We start from the raw sequence: 14,745 nt of genomic DNA, 5'->3' as shown, positions 1-14,745 counted from the left end.
CACATTCCCGAGGGGGGTCCCCATGTCCAATGCGCCTGTTTACGAAATTGATCCCACAGCTTTCTGGAACGATCCCTATCCCGACCTCAAGGCGATGCGGGCGACCATGCCAGTGGCCTATGTTCCGCAATTGGGGGCAACGCTGATCACTCGGCGGGACGATATCTTTGTGAATGAGAAGATCATTGATGTGTTCTCATCGGATCAGCCCGAGGGGTTGATGACCCAACTGTTGGGACAGAACCTGATGCGCAAGGATGGTCAGGACCATATGGCCGAGCGCAAGGCGATCTTTCCCACTGTATCCCCGAAAACGGCAAAGAATGTGTGGAAACAGGCTTTTGAGGCGATGACCGCAAGGGTTCTGGACGAGATCGCACCGCAAGGCCGGGCTGATCTGGTGCGCGATATCGCCCGGCGGATCTCGGGCGAGGCCATCAAGATCATCACCGGCCTGACCAATATGAGCTGGCAGGACATGGACCGGGTCAGTCAGGGCATGATCGATGGCATCGCCAACTATCAGGGCGACCCCGCGGTCAAGGCCAATTGTGACGACTGTACCGCAGCCATCGAAGCCCATATCGACGAGATGGTCCCCGTGTTGCGGCAGACCCCCGATATGTCGCTGCTATCTGTACACCTTCAGGCCGGGCTGAGCCGCGATCAGTATTATGCCAATGTGAAACTGGCGATTTCCGGCGGGCAGAACGAGGTCCGGGATGTCATCGCCGGGTTGATCTGGGCCATGCTGACCCATCCCGAACAAATGCAGATGGTTCAGGATAAACGATTCAGCTGGCTGGATGCGTTCGAGGAATACTCCCGCTGGATTTCACCGGTTGGCATGTCGCCCCGCCGCGTCGCCCGGCGTTACGACCTGCATGGCGTGACACTGGAACCGGATGACCGCGTCTTTTTCATGTTCGGCTCGGGCAACCGGGACGAAGCCGTTTTCGACCGGCCCGAGCAATTCGACCTGACCCAGAACGCAGCCGCTTCGGCAGCCTTCGGGGCCGGACCGCATTTCTGCGCCGGGGCCTGGGCCGCGCGGTGCCTGATCGCCGATGTCGCGGTGCCGATGATATTCGAACGCCTGCGCGGGCTTCGGCTGCAGGATGAGGCCAGGTTCGGAGGATGGGCGTTTCGCGGGCCGCTGGCGATGCCGGTGTCCTGGGACGTCGGATGATCGCACCCGCAGACATGTGACAGGTGCATTGAGGTGAGAACAACGATGCTCCGGTATAACCTCCGTCCACCACCGCACCCCCGGGCAAAATCCCCACCCGTTTTCCCGGAAGCTTCAAGAGGGGTGCGGCCATTTTTCTTGATCCATATCAAACTCCGCCATTGAAGGCGGGTCTTCCGCCCTCTAAAACCAGCAGGAATCCCGCGCGCCGGAGAGGTCCGGCTGCGCGGTGGAGTTGTAACAGGAGGCACCTAAATGGCAGACGCAGCCATTCATGGTCACGAGCATGAGGACGAGCGCACCTTCTTCCAGCGCTGGTTCATGTCGACCAACCACAAGGATATCGGGATTCTGTACCTGATCTTTTCGGCGCTTGCCGGTCTGATTTCAGTTTTGATGACCGTCGTCATGCGGATCGAATTGATGGAGCCGGGGGTGCAGCATATGTGCCTGGAAGGGTTCCGACTGTTCGGCAGCGGGGCTGAGCTTTGCACGCCCAACGGGCATCTGTGGAACGTGATGATCACCTATCACGGTGTTCTGATGATGTTCTTCGTGGTCATCCCTGCCCTCTTCGGCGGATTTGGCAACTATTTCATGCCGTTGCAGATCGGTGCGCCGGATATGGCGTTTCCGCGGATGAACAACCTGTCCTTCTGGCTCTATGTTGCCGGGACGTCGCTGGGTGTTGCTTCGCTGCTGTCTCCGGGCGGGAACGACCAGCTTGGTTCAGGCGTCGGCTGGGTTCTCTATCCGCCGCTGTCGACGACCGAGGCCGGCATGTCCATGGACCTTGCGATCTTTGCCGTGCACGTATCGGGCGCCTCCTCGATACTCGGCGCGATCAACATGATCACCACCTTCCTGAACATGCGTGCCCCGGGCATGACCCTGTTCAAGGTGCCGCTGTTCAGCTGGTCGATCTTCGTCACTTCGTGGCTGATTCTGCTGTCGCTGCCGGTTCTGGCGGGCGCGATCACCATGTTGCTGATGGACCGCAACTTTGGCTTCACCTTCTTTGATCCGGCCGGTGGCGGCGATCCGATCCTGTATCAGCACATCCTTTGGTTCTTCGGCCACCCGGAAGTGTATATCGTGATCCTGCCCGGTTTCGGCATCATCAGCCACGTGATCGCCACCTTTGCGCGCAAGCCGATCTTCGGCTACCTGCCGATGGTCTGGGCGATCATCGCAATCGGTGTTCTGGGCTTTGTCGTGTGGGCGCACCACATGTACACCGTTGGCATGTCGCTGCGTCAGCAGGCCTATTTCATGCTGGCCACGATGGTCATTGCGGTGCCCACCGGTGTTAAGGTCTTCTCGTGGATCGCGACCATGTGGGGCGGTTCCATCGAGTTCAAGACCCCGATGCTGTTCGCCTTCGGCTTCCTGTTCCTGTTCACCGTTGGCGGTGTGACCGGCGTTGTGCTGTCGCAGGCCGGTGTGGACCGGGCCTATCACGACACCTACTACGTGGTTGCACACTTCCACTATGTGATGTCGCTGGGCGCTGTCTTCGCCATCTTTGCCGGTATCTACTTCTACTTCGGCAAGATGACGGGTCGTCAGTATTCCGAGTTCTGGGGCAAGGTTCACTTCTGGCTGTTCTTCATCGGCGCCAACCTGACCTTCTTCCCGCAGCACTTCCTGGGCCGTCAGGGCATGCCGCGCCGCTACATCGACTACCCTGAGGCATTTGCCCAGTGGAACTATGTCTCGTCGATTGGTGCCTTCGTGTCCTTCGCCTCGTTCCTGCTGTTCTTCGGTATCGTGTTCTATGCGCTGTTCCGCGGCGCGCGGATCACCCAGAACAACTACTGGAACGAATACGCGGATACGCTGGAATGGACCCTGCCCTCGCCGCCGCCCGAACACACGTTCGAGCAGCTGCCCAAGCAGGAAGACTGGGACAAGGGCCACGCGCACTGATCCCGGTGCTGTGACCACCAAAACAGGAAAGGCCCGGGTTTAATCGCCCGGGCCTTTTGCTTGTCAGGGGTACATCTGCATTCGAAATTTCCGTCATACGGTTTTTCAGCTTTCCGAACTGACAGCTGCTTACCTTAGGTAAGTCTTGTTCACAAAATCGCGTTTAATTAACTGTTTAATAATCTTTTGGACGAAGTGGATTCGAAATAATGGCTTTGGTCAGTGTAGCGGGCCTTTCCGGCACTGCAGCGGGGATCAACTATACCGTCACCACCGACGAGGCGGGCGATACCCCATTCCAAATCAACAACACGACGCTGGGCGATTCCTGGCTGGTTGGTCAGGGCAATATCGACGAAATCGTCACTGTCACCTTCGACGAAGAGGTCAAGGCCGGTGCGGTCGTCACGGTCGACCTCTATGACATTGGCGAGGATGCCGGGATCATTCTGGACGGCGTTTTTGTCGATCTGAATACAGCGATTGCCAGTGGCGATGTGACTGTCACCCTGCCCGGCGATGGCAGCAGCATCGGCGCGGATGGGCGGATCGACCAGAACACGCTGTTTGCGCATGACGGGATCACCATCACCATCAACGTGCCCTTCACCACGATCGGGTTCGAAAAGACCAACGACCCCGGCACCAGTGGCAACGGGATCGGCTTTGCGCTGGATATCCCCTGTTTCTGCGCCGGAACCCGGATCATGACCGAAACCGGAGAACGCCGGATCGAGGATCTGAAAACCGGCGATCTGGTGCTGTGTCATGACGGCCAATCTCGTCCGATCCGCTGGATCGGCGGGCGCAGGCTGGGCTCTGCCGAACTGAAGGCCAATCCCAAGCTTTACCCGGTGCGCATCGTTGCAGGCGCGCTGGGGCATAACCTGCCCAAACGCGATCTTCTGGTGTCGCGTCAACACCGGATGTACATCGCCTCGAAGGTGCTGGAGCGGATGTACGGCCTGCCGCAGGCTCTGGTCGCCGCCCACAGGCTGACGGAACTGCCCGGCGTCTACCTTGATGACAATGTGGACGAGGTCGAGTACTTTCACCTGCTGCTGGATGAGCATGTCACGATCTATGCCGAAGGCGCACAAAGCGAGACGCTTTATGGCGGCCCCTTCGCCCTGCAAGCCCTGTCTCCCGAGGCGCGGGAAGAGATTTTTGCGATCTTCCCCGATCTGCGCCAGGGCCTTGTCCGACCCATCCCCGCCTTCCCGATCCTCGAGGACAAAAAGCTGAACCAGCTGGTCCGGCGGCACAGGAAAAACAACAAGCCATTGGTTCCCGCCGCGCATCCGGAACTTGCACAAACCGCCCACTGACGGCCCCTGCGGGCCGGGTCGCGCCCGCAAACCTCGCCAAAATCGAAAAAACAGGCTATCCTGTGGGTATTGTGTGATCCGCCTGCGGGAGAGATCCCATGCCTGAAATTGATTTCTGGTATTCCATCGGCAGCACCTACACCTTTCTGACCGTGACACGACTGCCGGATTGGTGCGCCGAATATGACGTCACCGTAAGATGGCGCCCGTTCAACGTGCGCACGATCATGTCGGAACAGAACAACAGCCCCTTTGCGGGCAAACCCACCAAGACCCGATACATGTGGCGCGATATCGAACGGCGTGCGGCCAAATACGGCATCCATGCCAAGCTGCCTGCCCCCTACCCGATCTCGGACCTGCCGCTGGCCAATCAGGTGGCACTGCTGGGGATGCAGGAAGGCTGGGGTGAGGATTTCACCCAGAACCTCTATCGCATCTGGTTCGACGAAGGCATCGAGGCGGGCAGCGAAAGCGCCCTGTCCGAGGCCCTGTTGCGCTGCCAGCAGGACCCTCGTCTAAACCTGTCCCGCGCCCGCAGCCCCGAGATTGTCGCTGCCCTTGCAGCCGAAACCGATCAGGCCACCAAACTGGGCGTCTTCGGCGCCCCCAGCCTTGTGGTACGGGGTGAGGTGTTCTGGGGCGATGACCGGCTGGACGACGCCCTGTCCTGGGCCCGCGTCGGCCACGTCGTCTGATCTTTGCCTCTGGAATCCGCAGGCCGTTGCGTTAGATTTTCGCCATGCCCTATCAATGGACTCAGACCTCGGACACTGAAACGGAACTGCGCCTGTGGCCGCATAACTCGCTGCCGCCGCGCGGAGCGATGGTAGTGATCCTGTCAGTCTTCCTGATCGGGCTGATCCCGCTGCTGGCCATGCTGGGTTCGGTCGTCCTGTGGGGGCTGTTGCCCTTCCTGCTGCTGACCGTTCTGGGCCTGTGGTTGGCGATACAAACCAATTACCGCGCCCGCAGCGTGTTCGAGGTTCTGACCCTGAACGGCACCCGCGCGCATCTGGTCCATCACACGCCAGGCAACAGGGCGCAGGAATGGTCCTGCAACCGCTATTGGGCCCGGCCCGAGATGCACAAGAAAGGTGGCCCCGTCCCGCATTACGTCACCCTGATCGGCGACGGGCGTGAGGTGGAAATCGGCGCGTTTCTGTCCGAGGATGAACGGATCACCCTCTATGACGATCTGGTGGAAAGGCTGCGTGCGTAAGCTCAGCCGCCGTTCGACGCGCAGAGGTGATCCTTGACCATCGGACCCACCTTGCCGAAATCCATCTGGCCGGTATAGCGCGTCTTCAACTCGCCCATCACCTTGCCCATGTCGCGGATCGAGCCCGCGCCGGTGGCGGTGATTGCGGTCTGGATGGCCTTGGCGACCTCATCCTCGTCCAGTTGCTTAGGCAGGAATTCCTCGATCACTTCAACTTCGCGAATCTCACGCTCGGCCAGATCAAGGCGCCCGCCCTCTTCATAGGCGCGCGCGCTTTCCTTGCGCTGCTTGGTCATTTTCCCAAGGATTTCAAGCACCTCAGCATCACCACAGCCCTTCACCTCTTCATTGTCCGAGGCGCGCGCGGCGATGTCCCGGTCCTTGATCGCGGCATTGATCAGGCGCAGTGTCGACAGGCGCTCGGCCTGTTTGTCTTTCATTGCTTGCTTCAGGGCGGCATTCACCCGTGATCGCATATCCATTTGGTCTGTCCATCCCCATGGCAACGGAACCCCGACCATATCGAAACAAAAAGCGCGACACAACCGCCGGGTAATATTGCTAAGCCATTGAAAAACAACAATAGCCTAAAAATTGAACAGACTTGACCCAGCCGCCTATCCCCCGTAGGAATGCGCCCGTTTACCCAGCAGGAGAGTCGCGCCATGGCCCAGAACGCCCCGTCCAAGCCCACCGCATGTCTGGCTTTGGCCGATGGAACATTGTTCTACGGGATCGGCTTTGGTGCCACCGGCCAGACCGTGGCCGAGCTGTGCTTTAACACCGCCATGACCGGCTATCAGGAGATCATGACCGACCCCTCCTATGCCGGGCAGATCGTGACCTTCACCTTCCCCCATATCGGCAATGTTGGCGTCAATCCCGAGGATGACGAAACCGGCGATCCGGTCGCTGCCGGGATGGTGGTCAAATGGGACCCGACCGAGGCGTCCAACTGGCGCGCGACCGAAGAATTGAAGACATGGCTGGCCCGCCGGGGCCGCATCGCCATCGGCGGCGTTGACACTCGCCGCCTGACCCGCGCCATTCGTCAACAGGGTGCGCCGCATGTGGCTCTGGCCCATGACCCGGACGGCAATTTCGACATCGAGGCCCTGATCGCCGCCGCCCGTGGCTTTGCCGGGCTGGAAGGCATGGATCTGGCCAAGGACGTCACCTGCGCCCAAAGCTATCGCTGGGATGAGATGCGTTGGGCCTGGCCCGACGGCTATCAGCGGCAAGAGGCCCCGGCCCACAAGGTTGTGGCGCTGGATTTCGGCGCCAAGCGCAACATCCTGCGCTGCCTCGCCTCGGCCGGCTGCGATGTGACCGTCCTGCCCGCCACCGCCACCGCCGATGAGGTGCTGGCGCATGAGCCTGACGGCGTGTTCCTGTCGAATGGTCCGGGCGATCCGGCGGCCACCGGCGAATATGCCGTGCCGATGATCAAGCAGGTTCTGGACACCACCGACCTGCCCGTTTTCGGCATCTGTCTGGGTCACCAGATGCTGGCGCTGGCGCTTGGCGGTCAGACCGTCAAGATGAACCACGGCCATCACGGTGCCAACCACCCGGTCAAGGATATGGAGACCGGCAAGGTCGAGATCACCTCGATGAACCATGGGTTCGCCGTTGATGCGCAATCGCTGCCCGAGGGTGTGGTTGAAACCCACCGCTCGCTGTTTGACGGGTCGAACTGCGGCATCCGCATGACCGGGCGCCCGGTCTATTCGGTGCAGCACCACCCCGAGGCCTCGCCCGGACCGCAGGACAGTTTCTACCTGTTCGAACGCTTCGCCAGCGCCATGGCGGATCGGAAAGCACAGGCTTAAACCTGATATCATCAGGGTTAACCTGACATTAACCTTGAATAAGCAACCCTGTCGCCAAGTACCGGCGGCAGGGTTTCTTTATGGTCGAGCTGAATTTTCAACGTCTGGCGCCCGCCGTCCCGGTCGCGACCACCCGCGCGCGCAGGCCGCTGGGCACCTGCCTGCTGGATCGCGGCCTTATCACTCAGGATCAATTGATCAAGGCGCTGCACCTGCAACGCCGCCAAAACGCACCGCTAGGTGAGATTCTGGTCGGTGAGGGCTGGGCCAGTCGGCAGGACGTGATGGCGGCCCTGTCCGATCAAAGCGGGCTTCAGATCGCCGATTTCACGCAGCACCCGCCAGAGGCCGACCTGTGTGCCACCATGCCGATTGCGTTCTGGCTGGAACATAACGTCATCCCGTGGAGGCGCACCGGACCGTTGCTGCTGGTGGCCACGGCCCGGCCGGATCGGTTCGAAACCATCGTCCGGGCCTTACGCGCCTTTGGCCATACGGCTGTGCCGGTGCTGGCGGGCCCGGATCAGATCGACACCGCGCTGGGACAGGTTTTTGCCCGCCCTCTTGCGCAAGCGGCGGAAACCCGTGTCGAACCGGCGCAGAGCTGTCGGACATGGACCGCAAGTTCACGCGCAGGGCCGGTGGCCTTGCTGATCGGCTTCTGCGCCCTGGGTGTGGCGATGCCTTATGCCGGTTTGGCCCTGTTGTTCTGGATGACCGTCCTGACCCTGCTCCTGTTCATGGTCCTGCGGATATCCGGCCTGATCGCCTATCTGCTGCCGCAACCAGAGGCACCTGAAGGGCCGAAACGGGGTATCGAGCGCCAGCCCTGCGTCTCGATTCTGGTGCCCTTGTTCAAGGAAAAGGAAATCGCCGACGCGTTGATCGCGCGGCTGCACCGGCTGACCTATCCCAAGGCCCTGCTGGACGTGATTCTGGTGTTGGAAGAGCGCGACGATGTCACCCGCGCCACGCTGGAAAACGTTAGCCTGCCCAGCTGGATTCGCGTGCTTGAGGTGCCCGAGCATGGCGACCTGACCACCAAACCCCGTGCCATGAACTATGCGCTGGATTTCTGCCGGGGGGAAATTCTGGGTGTCTGGGATGCCGAGGACGCGCCGCTGCCTGATCAGATCGAAACCGTTACCCGTCACTTCGCCCAAGCCCCCAACGACGTGGTCTGCCTGCAGGGCGTGCTGGATTACTACAACCCGCGCACCAACTGGCGTTCGCGCTGTTTCACCATCGAATACAGCGGCTGGTTCCGGGTTGTCCTGCCCGGCATTGCGCGGCTTGGGCTGGTGGTTCCGCTGGGCGGCACCACCTTCTTTTTCCGCCGTGACAAGCTGTTGGAACTGGGCGGCTGGGATGCCCATAACGTGACCGAGGATGCCGATCTGGGCGTGCGCCTGTCCCGCGCGGGCTATCGCACCGAAATGGTCAATACCACCACCTATGAAGAGGCCAATTTCCGCGCCTGGCCCTGGGTCAAGCAACGCTCGCGCTGGCTCAAGGGGTTCATGGTCACCTATCTGGTGCATATGCGCGCGCCCCGCCGCCTGCTGCGTGAGTTGGGCATGCTGCGATTTCTGGGGGTACAGGCGTTTTTTCTGGGCACTGTGGGGCAGTTCCTGCTGGCCCCGGTTCTGTGGCTGTTCTGGCTGGCCACGCTGGGGCTGGGGCATCCCTATCAGGCGGTGATCCCCGGCCCGGTGCTGAGCGCCTGCGTTTTCCTTTTCCTGCTGGCCGAGGCCGCGAATTTCGTGGTCGGCGCGCTGGGGGTTGCAGCCGGAAACCGGCGCTACCTGATCCCATGGGTGCCGACCATGGCGCTTTATTACCCTTTGGGCGTGCTCGCGGCCTATAAAGGACTATGGGAACTGGCGGTCAAACCGTTCTTCTGGGACAAGACCCAGCACGGTCATGCGCAGGAAGAAACGCCTGAGGCTCCTATTTCTCGCGCAGTACCGCATCCCGTTTCAGTCGGGTCATGAAGGCGACCGAGATATGCTCTTTCAACGCCACCGCCGCAGCCTCTTCATCACGGGCGGCGATAGCCTCGACAATGCCTTTATGTTCGCTTTGCGCGATCTCCCCGCGCCCCTGCACGGCCAAAGATGTGGTCGCCATCAAAGCCATGGTCCGATGCACCAGATCCAGTTGCTGCACCAAATAGCGGTTGTGCGAGGCCAGATGAATCTGCTCGTGAAACCGCCGGTTGGCCCGTGACAGAGCGTTCGGATCACCGACCAGCGCGTCATCGGCGGCAACCATATCCTGCAGCACCTTAATCTCTTCCTCGGTCGCATGCCGGGCGGCCAGCCGCGCGGCCAGCCCCTCCAACTCGCGCCGCACCACATAAAGCTCGGCCATCTGGTTGTGATCCAGCGAGGCCACGATCAGCGACCGCCCGTCCCGCTCCAGCAGCGATTGCGTCTCCAGCCGCTGCAACGCCTCGCGGATGGGGGTGCGCGAGACGCCGAACCGCTCGGCCAGTTCGCTTTCGACCAGACGGTCGCCGGGCTTGTAAACGCCCACATCGATGGCTTCGAGTATCAGGCTATAGGCGTCCCTGTTGGACTGTTTGCTCTGGGGCATGGGGTCGTGTGTCTCCTCGTTCGGACCTGTCTAGCCGCCACATGGGGCCGCGATCAAGAGCAGGCATTGAAAACCGCCCCGGCCCGGCCTAAACCAAGGCCATGGTGAAACAGGCTTTTGACCACGTCACCCAATGGGTGTTCGACCTCGACAACACGCTTTACCCGCCGCATATGCGCCTGTTCGATCAGATCGAGGTGCTGATGACGGATTACGTGGTGCAGGCCATCGGCGTTGACCGGGCCGAGGCTGACCGGCTGCGCAGCCACTATTGGCGTCAATATGGCACCACGCTGGCCGGTCTGATGGCCGAGCATGATCTGGACCCCGAGCCCTATCTGCACGCCGTCCATCAGGTGGATATGAGCCATATGGACCCCGATGCGGAACTGGCCGACCACATCCGCGCGCTGCCCGGGCGGCGTATCGTCTACACCAATGGCAGCTCGCCCTATGCCGAGCGGGTGCTGGCCGCGCGGGGCCTGACCGGGATGTTCGATGCGATCTATGGTGTCGAACATGCCGGATACCGCCCAAAACCCGAACAGGCCGCGTTCGAGGCGATCTTCGCCCGCGACGGCATCCGGGCCGACAAGGCCGCAATGTTCGAGGATGATCCCCGCAATCTGGCCGCCCCGCACGCGATGGGCATGCGCACAGTGCATGTGGCGCCCGAACCGCATGAGGCCGATCATATCCACTACCATACCGACGATCTGACCGCTTTTCTCGCCCGCCTGCGGTAGCCTGTCACACTGCGACGATCCGCACATTCTGCAGACGCAGCATCGCCCCTATATGCCGGGCAGCGACGAACAGAACGGAGAGCCCCATGAGCGCGATTGAAATGCCGCAGCGCCTGCCCCTGTGGCAGCGTCTTTTCTTTGCCATCCCCGTGTTCGGTTGGCTGGCCCGCGACGCGGCCAATGGCTCGGCCGAGGATTGGTATTACACCGCAGGCGCGATTTTCAGCATGTGGGGCTGCTCGGCCCTGCTGTTCGGCCTGCCGGGGCTGTACCTGCCCGCGCTGGCCATGGTGCCGGTGATGTTCCTGATCCTCATCCTGATTTCACGCGGCTGAGAAGCGGGACAGGATGTCACTTGGCACATCCCGCAGATCGGCACTAGGGTCGGCCCGCAACGGAGGGCCGCGCCATGACTGACAGCTGTGACATCCTGATTTCCGGTGGCGGCATTGCTGGCCTGACCGCAGCCGCCGCCTTTGGGGCCGCCGGGTTTAACGTGATCTGCGTCGACCCTGCCCCGCCAATCACCGAGCGCGACGTGGAGGGGTCGGACCTGCGCACCACCGCGTTCCTGCAGCCCGCTCATGGGCTGCTAGAGCAATGCGGGCTGTGGCAACGGCTGGACGCCCATGCCGCGCCGCTGCAAATCATGCGCATCGTGGATGCGGGTGGCGAGGTGCCGGAACCCCGTGTGGTTCGTGATTTCAACGCCGCCGATATCTCGGACCAGCCGTTTGGCTGGAACCTGCCCAACTGGCTGCTGCGGCGCGAGATGGTGGCCCGGCTGGCCGAGATGCCCAATGTCGATTTCCGCCCCGGCACCGGCACCACCAGCCTGTTCACCCGCACCGCCGAGGCGCGCGTGGGGCTGAGCGACGGCAGCCGCATCCGCTGCAAGCTGGTGATTGCCGCCGATGGCCGCACCTCACCCATGCGCGAGGCGGCGGGGATCAATGTCCATACCACCCGCTACGGCCAGAAAGCGCTGGCCTTTGCGGTCACGCATCCGATCCCGCATGACAATGTCTCGACCGAGATTCACCGATCCGGCGGGCCCTTCACGCTGGTGCCATTGCCGGACTGGCAGGGTCAGCCGTCGTCCGCGATTGTCTGGATGGAGCGCGGACCGCGCGCGGTGGAACTGCTGAACACCGATCCCGAGGCGTTTGAGGCGTTGATGACCGAACGCTCCTGCGGGTTGTTCGGGCCGCTAAAACTGGCCTCGCGCCGGACGATCTGGCCGATCATCAGCCAATCGGCGGAACGCCTGTCCGGCCAGCGCATCGCGCTGATGGCCGAGGCGGCGCATGTGGTGCCCCCCATCGGGGCGCAAGGGTTGAACATGTCGCTGGGCGATCTGCGCAGCCTGCTGGATCTGGCGCAAGCCCGCCCCGAGGGGCTGGGCGATGCCCAGATGCTGGATGCCTATCACAAGGCCCGCCACAACGAGATTGCGGTGCGCGTCAAAGGCATCGACCTGCTGAACCGCGCCTCGATGATCGAGGCCCGGCCCCTGCGCGACGCCCGCGCCATGGGCCTGAACGCGCTTTATTCCCTGCCACCCGTGCGCAAAACGCTGATGCAGATGGGCCTCGGCGTCCGATAACCTACACGGCGGGCGTAGGGCGGGCTTCAGCCCGCCACTCCGCCACCCCCGATCAAAGCACCTGATCCAGCACCCGTTTCAGACGCGCAATCGTGGCATCCACATCATAAAGCTTGTCCAGACCAAACAGCCCCAGCCGGAAGGTGCTGAACCCTTCGGGCTCATCACATTGCAGCGGCACACCGGCTGCGATCTGCATGCCCAAGGCGGCGAATTTCTTGCCGTTCTGCACCTCGGGGTCGCTGGTATAGCTGACCACCACACCCGGCGCGCCGAACCCATCGGCGGCCACCGACATCACGCCCTTTTCCTTCAACATCGCGCGGATACCGTTGCCCAAGGCCCATTGCGCCTCACGCAGCTTTTCGAACCCGTAGTCGCGGGTCTCCACCATCGTGTCGCGGAAAGCGCGCAGCGCATCGGTCGGCATGGTCGCGTGATAAGCGTGGCCGCCATTCTCATAAGCCTGCATAATCTGACGCCACTTTTTCAGATCAATCGCAAAACTGTCCGAAGTGGTCTCGGCCAGCCGCGCCTCAGCCCGTTCCGACAGCATCACCAGACCGGCACAGGGCGACGCGCTCCACCCCTTTTGCGGGGCCGAGATAAGCACGTCGACGCCGGTGGCCTTCATATCAACCCAGGCACAGCCCGAGGCGATGCAATCCAGCACCATCAGCGCGCCGATCTCATGCGCGGCGGCGGCCATGGCGGTCACGTAATCGTCGGGCAGGATCACACCGGCAGCGGTTTCTACATGCGGCGCAAAGACGATATCGGGACGCTGGTCGCGGATGGTGGCCACAACCTCTTCAATCGGGGCCGGGGCAAAGGGGGACGGGCTGGTATTGCCGGTCTCGCGCGCCTTCAGCACCGTCGCATTGGCCGTCAGCCCCCCGGTCTCGATAATCTGGCTCCAACGATACGAGAACCAGCCATTGCGCACCACCAGCACATTCGCATCACGGGCAAATTGCCGGGCCACGGCCTCCATCCCATAAGAGCCGCCCCCCGGGATCACCGCCACCCCATCAGCGTTATAAACCTGCCGCAGCAGGTCCGAGATATCGCGCATCACCTGCTGAAAGCTGGCCGACATGTGGTTCAGCGAGCGATCCGTGAACACGACCGAGAATTCTTCGAGCCCATCCGGGTCAATATGGTCCAACAATGCAGGCATGATCCGTCATCCGTCCTTTTCCAAGATTTCCACATTTCTGCACCGCATCAAGGCACAGGTAAAGCGGGAAAGAAAAGCCAAAGTTGACCCAAGGTCAACGTCAATTTCTGCCACTGTTTTCGGTTAATATGGATTGCAATACACGAAAATGACGCCAAATAGTGTCACCCTCTCTTTACACCATGGCGTGTTTCTGAACAGATACGCTCACTTTGAACTAGAAAAGGTTTTGTTTCACGTGGCTGTACAAAAGCGAATTAGTTTTCAAGTTATTCGCGACGAAGTCAAAAGACGGATCGAGGCCCGCGTCTGGCCCCAGGGATCACTATTGCCCACGGAAACGCAGTTGGCCGAAGAGTTCAATTGCGCCCGCGCCACGGTCAACCGCGCCCTGCGCGAATTGGCCGAGCAAGGATTCGTCGAACGCAAACGCAAAAGCGGAACGCGCGTCAAGAAAGAGCCACGCCGCCAGGCCAAGCTAGAAATTTCACTTGCCCGTCAGGCGGTTGAGAACCAAAACTCAACCTACCGATATGCTCTGGTCGAGCGCAATCTGGTCGACAGCCCCGGTTGGCTGGCGTCCCAGCTTGATGTCGCCCCCGCGGCGCGGGTGTTGCATATCATCTGCATGCATTACGCCGACAACCGTCCCTTTCAGCTGGAAGAACGCTGGATCAACATCGACGCGGTACCCGACGTGGTGCATGCCGATCTGGACAGCAGCGGCCCGCATGAATGGTTGCTGAACGCCGCCCCCTTCACCGATGCGGAAATCGCGTTCTCTGCGGTCTCGGCCGATGGGCGGCTGGCCGAGTATATGGGCACCACTGCCGGAACCTCGATGATCCAGTTGGAGCGGACCACCTGGAAGGACGGGCAGCCGATCACATTTGCGCGCATGACGCATCATCCGGGCTATTGCGTGCGGACCCGGTATTGATCGGCCTCAGCCGATCGGACCGGGCAGGCGCTCCTCGCTCAGCAGAACATTGGCTTCGACGTCGCCCGCCCCGGGCAGCGTCATGATGCGCCGCCGCAGGACCCGTTCGAAATCGGGCAAATCGCGGGCCACCACCCGCAGGCGGTAATCATACAGCCCCAGCACATGCTCGACC

General features: G+C 61.5%; 15 protein-coding genes. 11 read left to right on the top strand and 4 right to left on the bottom strand.

Annotated elements, in window-relative coordinates:
• Positions 1-22: 22 nt before the first annotated feature.
• From MPJ51_RS14650 to MPJ51_RS14630, 5 genes are all read left to right on the top strand, one after another.
• The gene (locus MPJ51_RS14650; protein ID WP_298388262.1) at positions 23-1,189 is read left to right on the top strand and encodes a cytochrome P450; all 1,167 of its coding nucleotides are present in this window, start codon (positions 23-25) and stop codon (positions 1,187-1,189) included.
• Between the two features lie 255 nt (positions 1,190-1,444).
• Entirely contained in the window at positions 1,445-3,118 is a 1,674-nt protein-coding gene (gene ctaD / locus MPJ51_RS14645; RefSeq protein ID WP_298388260.1) for a cytochrome c oxidase subunit I, read from the top strand.
• 209 nt (positions 3,119-3,327) lie between these two features.
• A complete protein-coding gene (locus MPJ51_RS14640; RefSeq protein ID WP_298388258.1) occupies positions 3,328-4,446 on the top strand; it encodes a Hint domain-containing protein in 1,119 nt (372 codons plus the stop codon).
• A gap of 98 nt (positions 4,447-4,544) precedes the next feature.
• Entirely contained in the window at positions 4,545-5,144 is a 600-nt protein-coding gene (locus MPJ51_RS14635) for a 2-hydroxychromene-2-carboxylate isomerase (protein ID WP_298388256.1), read from the top strand.
• A 44-nt stretch (positions 5,145-5,188) separates the two neighbouring features.
• Positions 5,189-5,668 carry a DUF2244 domain-containing protein gene (locus MPJ51_RS14630; RefSeq protein WP_298388254.1) on the top strand — a complete coding sequence of 160 codons (480 nt, stop codon included), beginning with the start codon at positions 5,189-5,191 and terminating at the stop codon, positions 5,666-5,668.
• 2 nt (positions 5,669-5,670) lie between these two features.
• On the opposite strand, the gene MPJ51_RS14625 is transcribed toward MPJ51_RS14630, so the two are convergent.
• The gene (locus MPJ51_RS14625) at positions 5,671-6,150 is read right to left on the bottom strand and encodes a GatB/YqeY domain-containing protein (RefSeq protein ID WP_298388252.1); all 480 of its coding nucleotides are present in this window, start codon (positions 6,148-6,150) and stop codon (positions 5,671-5,673) included.
• Between the two features lie 183 nt (positions 6,151-6,333).
• On the opposite strand from MPJ51_RS14625, the gene carA reads away from it, so the two are divergent.
• Together carA and MPJ51_RS14615 are read left to right on the top strand one after the other, a co-directional pair.
• The gene (carA, locus tag MPJ51_RS14620; RefSeq protein ID WP_298388250.1) at positions 6,334-7,500 is read left to right on the top strand and encodes a glutamine-hydrolyzing carbamoyl-phosphate synthase small subunit; all 1,167 of its coding nucleotides are present in this window, start codon (positions 6,334-6,336) and stop codon (positions 7,498-7,500) included.
• 80 nt (positions 7,501-7,580) lie between these two features.
• Positions 7,581-9,494, top strand: coding sequence for a glycosyltransferase family 2 protein (locus MPJ51_RS14615; RefSeq protein WP_298388248.1), 1,914 nt, complete (start codon positions 7,581-7,583; stop codon positions 9,492-9,494).
• Here MPJ51_RS14615 and MPJ51_RS14610 read toward each other — a convergent pair.
• Complete coding sequence (locus MPJ51_RS14610; RefSeq protein ID WP_298388246.1) at positions 9,451-10,098, bottom strand: GntR family transcriptional regulator; 648 nt, start codon at positions 10,096-10,098, stop codon at positions 9,451-9,453. The genes MPJ51_RS14615 and MPJ51_RS14610 overlap by 44 nt on opposite strands.
• Before the next feature lie 101 nt (positions 10,099-10,199).
• Between MPJ51_RS14610 and MPJ51_RS14605 the strand changes: the two genes are divergently transcribed.
• The 3 genes from MPJ51_RS14605 (at position 10,200) to MPJ51_RS14595 (ending at position 12,450) form a co-directional block, all read left to right on the top strand.
• Complete coding sequence (locus MPJ51_RS14605) at positions 10,200-10,844, top strand: pyrimidine 5'-nucleotidase (RefSeq protein ID WP_298388244.1); 645 nt, start codon at positions 10,200-10,202, stop codon at positions 10,842-10,844.
• A gap of 86 nt (positions 10,845-10,930) precedes the next feature.
• Positions 10,931-11,179 carry a hypothetical protein gene (locus tag MPJ51_RS14600; RefSeq protein WP_298388243.1) on the top strand — a complete coding sequence of 83 codons (249 nt, stop codon included), beginning with the start codon at positions 10,931-10,933 and terminating at the stop codon, positions 11,177-11,179.
• Positions 11,180-11,253: 74 nt separating this feature from the next.
• Positions 11,254-12,450, top strand: a complete 1,197-nt coding sequence (locus tag MPJ51_RS14595) for a UbiH/UbiF family hydroxylase (protein WP_298388241.1) — start codon at positions 11,254-11,256, stop codon at positions 12,448-12,450.
• A gap of 52 nt (positions 12,451-12,502) precedes the next feature.
• Here MPJ51_RS14595 and MPJ51_RS14590 read toward each other — a convergent pair whose 3' ends face one another.
• The gene (locus tag MPJ51_RS14590; protein ID WP_298388239.1) at positions 12,503-13,630 is read right to left on the bottom strand and encodes an aminotransferase class V-fold PLP-dependent enzyme; all 1,128 of its coding nucleotides are present in this window, start codon (positions 13,628-13,630) and stop codon (positions 12,503-12,505) included.
• Between the two features lie 238 nt (positions 13,631-13,868).
• Here MPJ51_RS14590 and MPJ51_RS14585 point away from each other — a divergent pair, with 238 nt between their 5' ends.
• Complete coding sequence (locus tag MPJ51_RS14585) at positions 13,869-14,570, top strand: GntR family transcriptional regulator (protein WP_298388237.1); 702 nt, start codon at positions 13,869-13,871, stop codon at positions 14,568-14,570.
• A 6-nt stretch (positions 14,571-14,576) separates the two neighbouring features.
• Here MPJ51_RS14585 and MPJ51_RS14580 read toward each other — a convergent pair.
• On the bottom strand, positions 14,577-14,745 hold a 169-nt coding region (locus MPJ51_RS14580), incomplete at its 5' end, for an Lrp/AsnC ligand binding domain-containing protein (RefSeq protein WP_298388307.1).

The organism is Ruegeria sp., assembly GCF_028066395.1.
GTDB lineage: Bacteria > Pseudomonadota > Alphaproteobacteria > Rhodobacterales > Rhodobacteraceae > Ruegeria.
Note: the sequence above shows the minus strand (reverse complement) of the source record. Positions and strands in the feature narration are given on the sequence as shown.

Excerpts from the sequence above, each read along its gene's own strand:
- MPJ51_RS14650 (WP_298388262.1), top strand. The coding sequence starts at position 23 with ATGTCCAATGCGCCTGTTTACGAAATTGATCCCACAGCTTTCTGGAAC.
- ctaD (WP_298388260.1), top strand. The coding sequence starts at position 1,445 with ATGGCAGACGCAGCCATTCATGGTCACGAGCATGAGGACGAGCGCACC.
- MPJ51_RS14640 (WP_298388258.1), top strand. The coding sequence starts at position 3,328 with ATGGCTTTGGTCAGTGTAGCGGGCCTTTCCGGCACTGCAGCGGGGATC.
- MPJ51_RS14635 (WP_298388256.1), top strand. The coding sequence starts at position 4,545 with ATGCCTGAAATTGATTTCTGGTATTCCATCGGCAGCACCTACACCTTT.
- MPJ51_RS14630 (WP_298388254.1), top strand. The coding sequence starts at position 5,189 with ATGCCCTATCAATGGACTCAGACCTCGGACACTGAAACGGAACTGCGC.
- MPJ51_RS14625 (WP_298388252.1), bottom strand. The coding sequence starts at position 6,150 with ATGGATATGCGATCACGGGTGAATGCCGCCCTGAAGCAAGCAATGAAA.
- carA (WP_298388250.1), top strand. The coding sequence starts at position 6,334 with ATGGCCCAGAACGCCCCGTCCAAGCCCACCGCATGTCTGGCTTTGGCC.
- MPJ51_RS14615 (WP_298388248.1), top strand. The coding sequence starts at position 7,581 with ATGGTCGAGCTGAATTTTCAACGTCTGGCGCCCGCCGTCCCGGTCGCG.
- MPJ51_RS14610 (WP_298388246.1), bottom strand. The coding sequence starts at position 10,098 with ATGCCCCAGAGCAAACAGTCCAACAGGGACGCCTATAGCCTGATACTC.
- MPJ51_RS14605 (WP_298388244.1), top strand. The coding sequence starts at position 10,200 with ATGGTGAAACAGGCTTTTGACCACGTCACCCAATGGGTGTTCGACCTC.
- MPJ51_RS14600 (WP_298388243.1), top strand. The coding sequence starts at position 10,931 with ATGAGCGCGATTGAAATGCCGCAGCGCCTGCCCCTGTGGCAGCGTCTT.
- MPJ51_RS14595 (WP_298388241.1), top strand. The coding sequence starts at position 11,254 with ATGACTGACAGCTGTGACATCCTGATTTCCGGTGGCGGCATTGCTGGC.
- MPJ51_RS14590 (WP_298388239.1), bottom strand. The coding sequence starts at position 13,630 with ATGCCTGCATTGTTGGACCATATTGACCCGGATGGGCTCGAAGAATTC.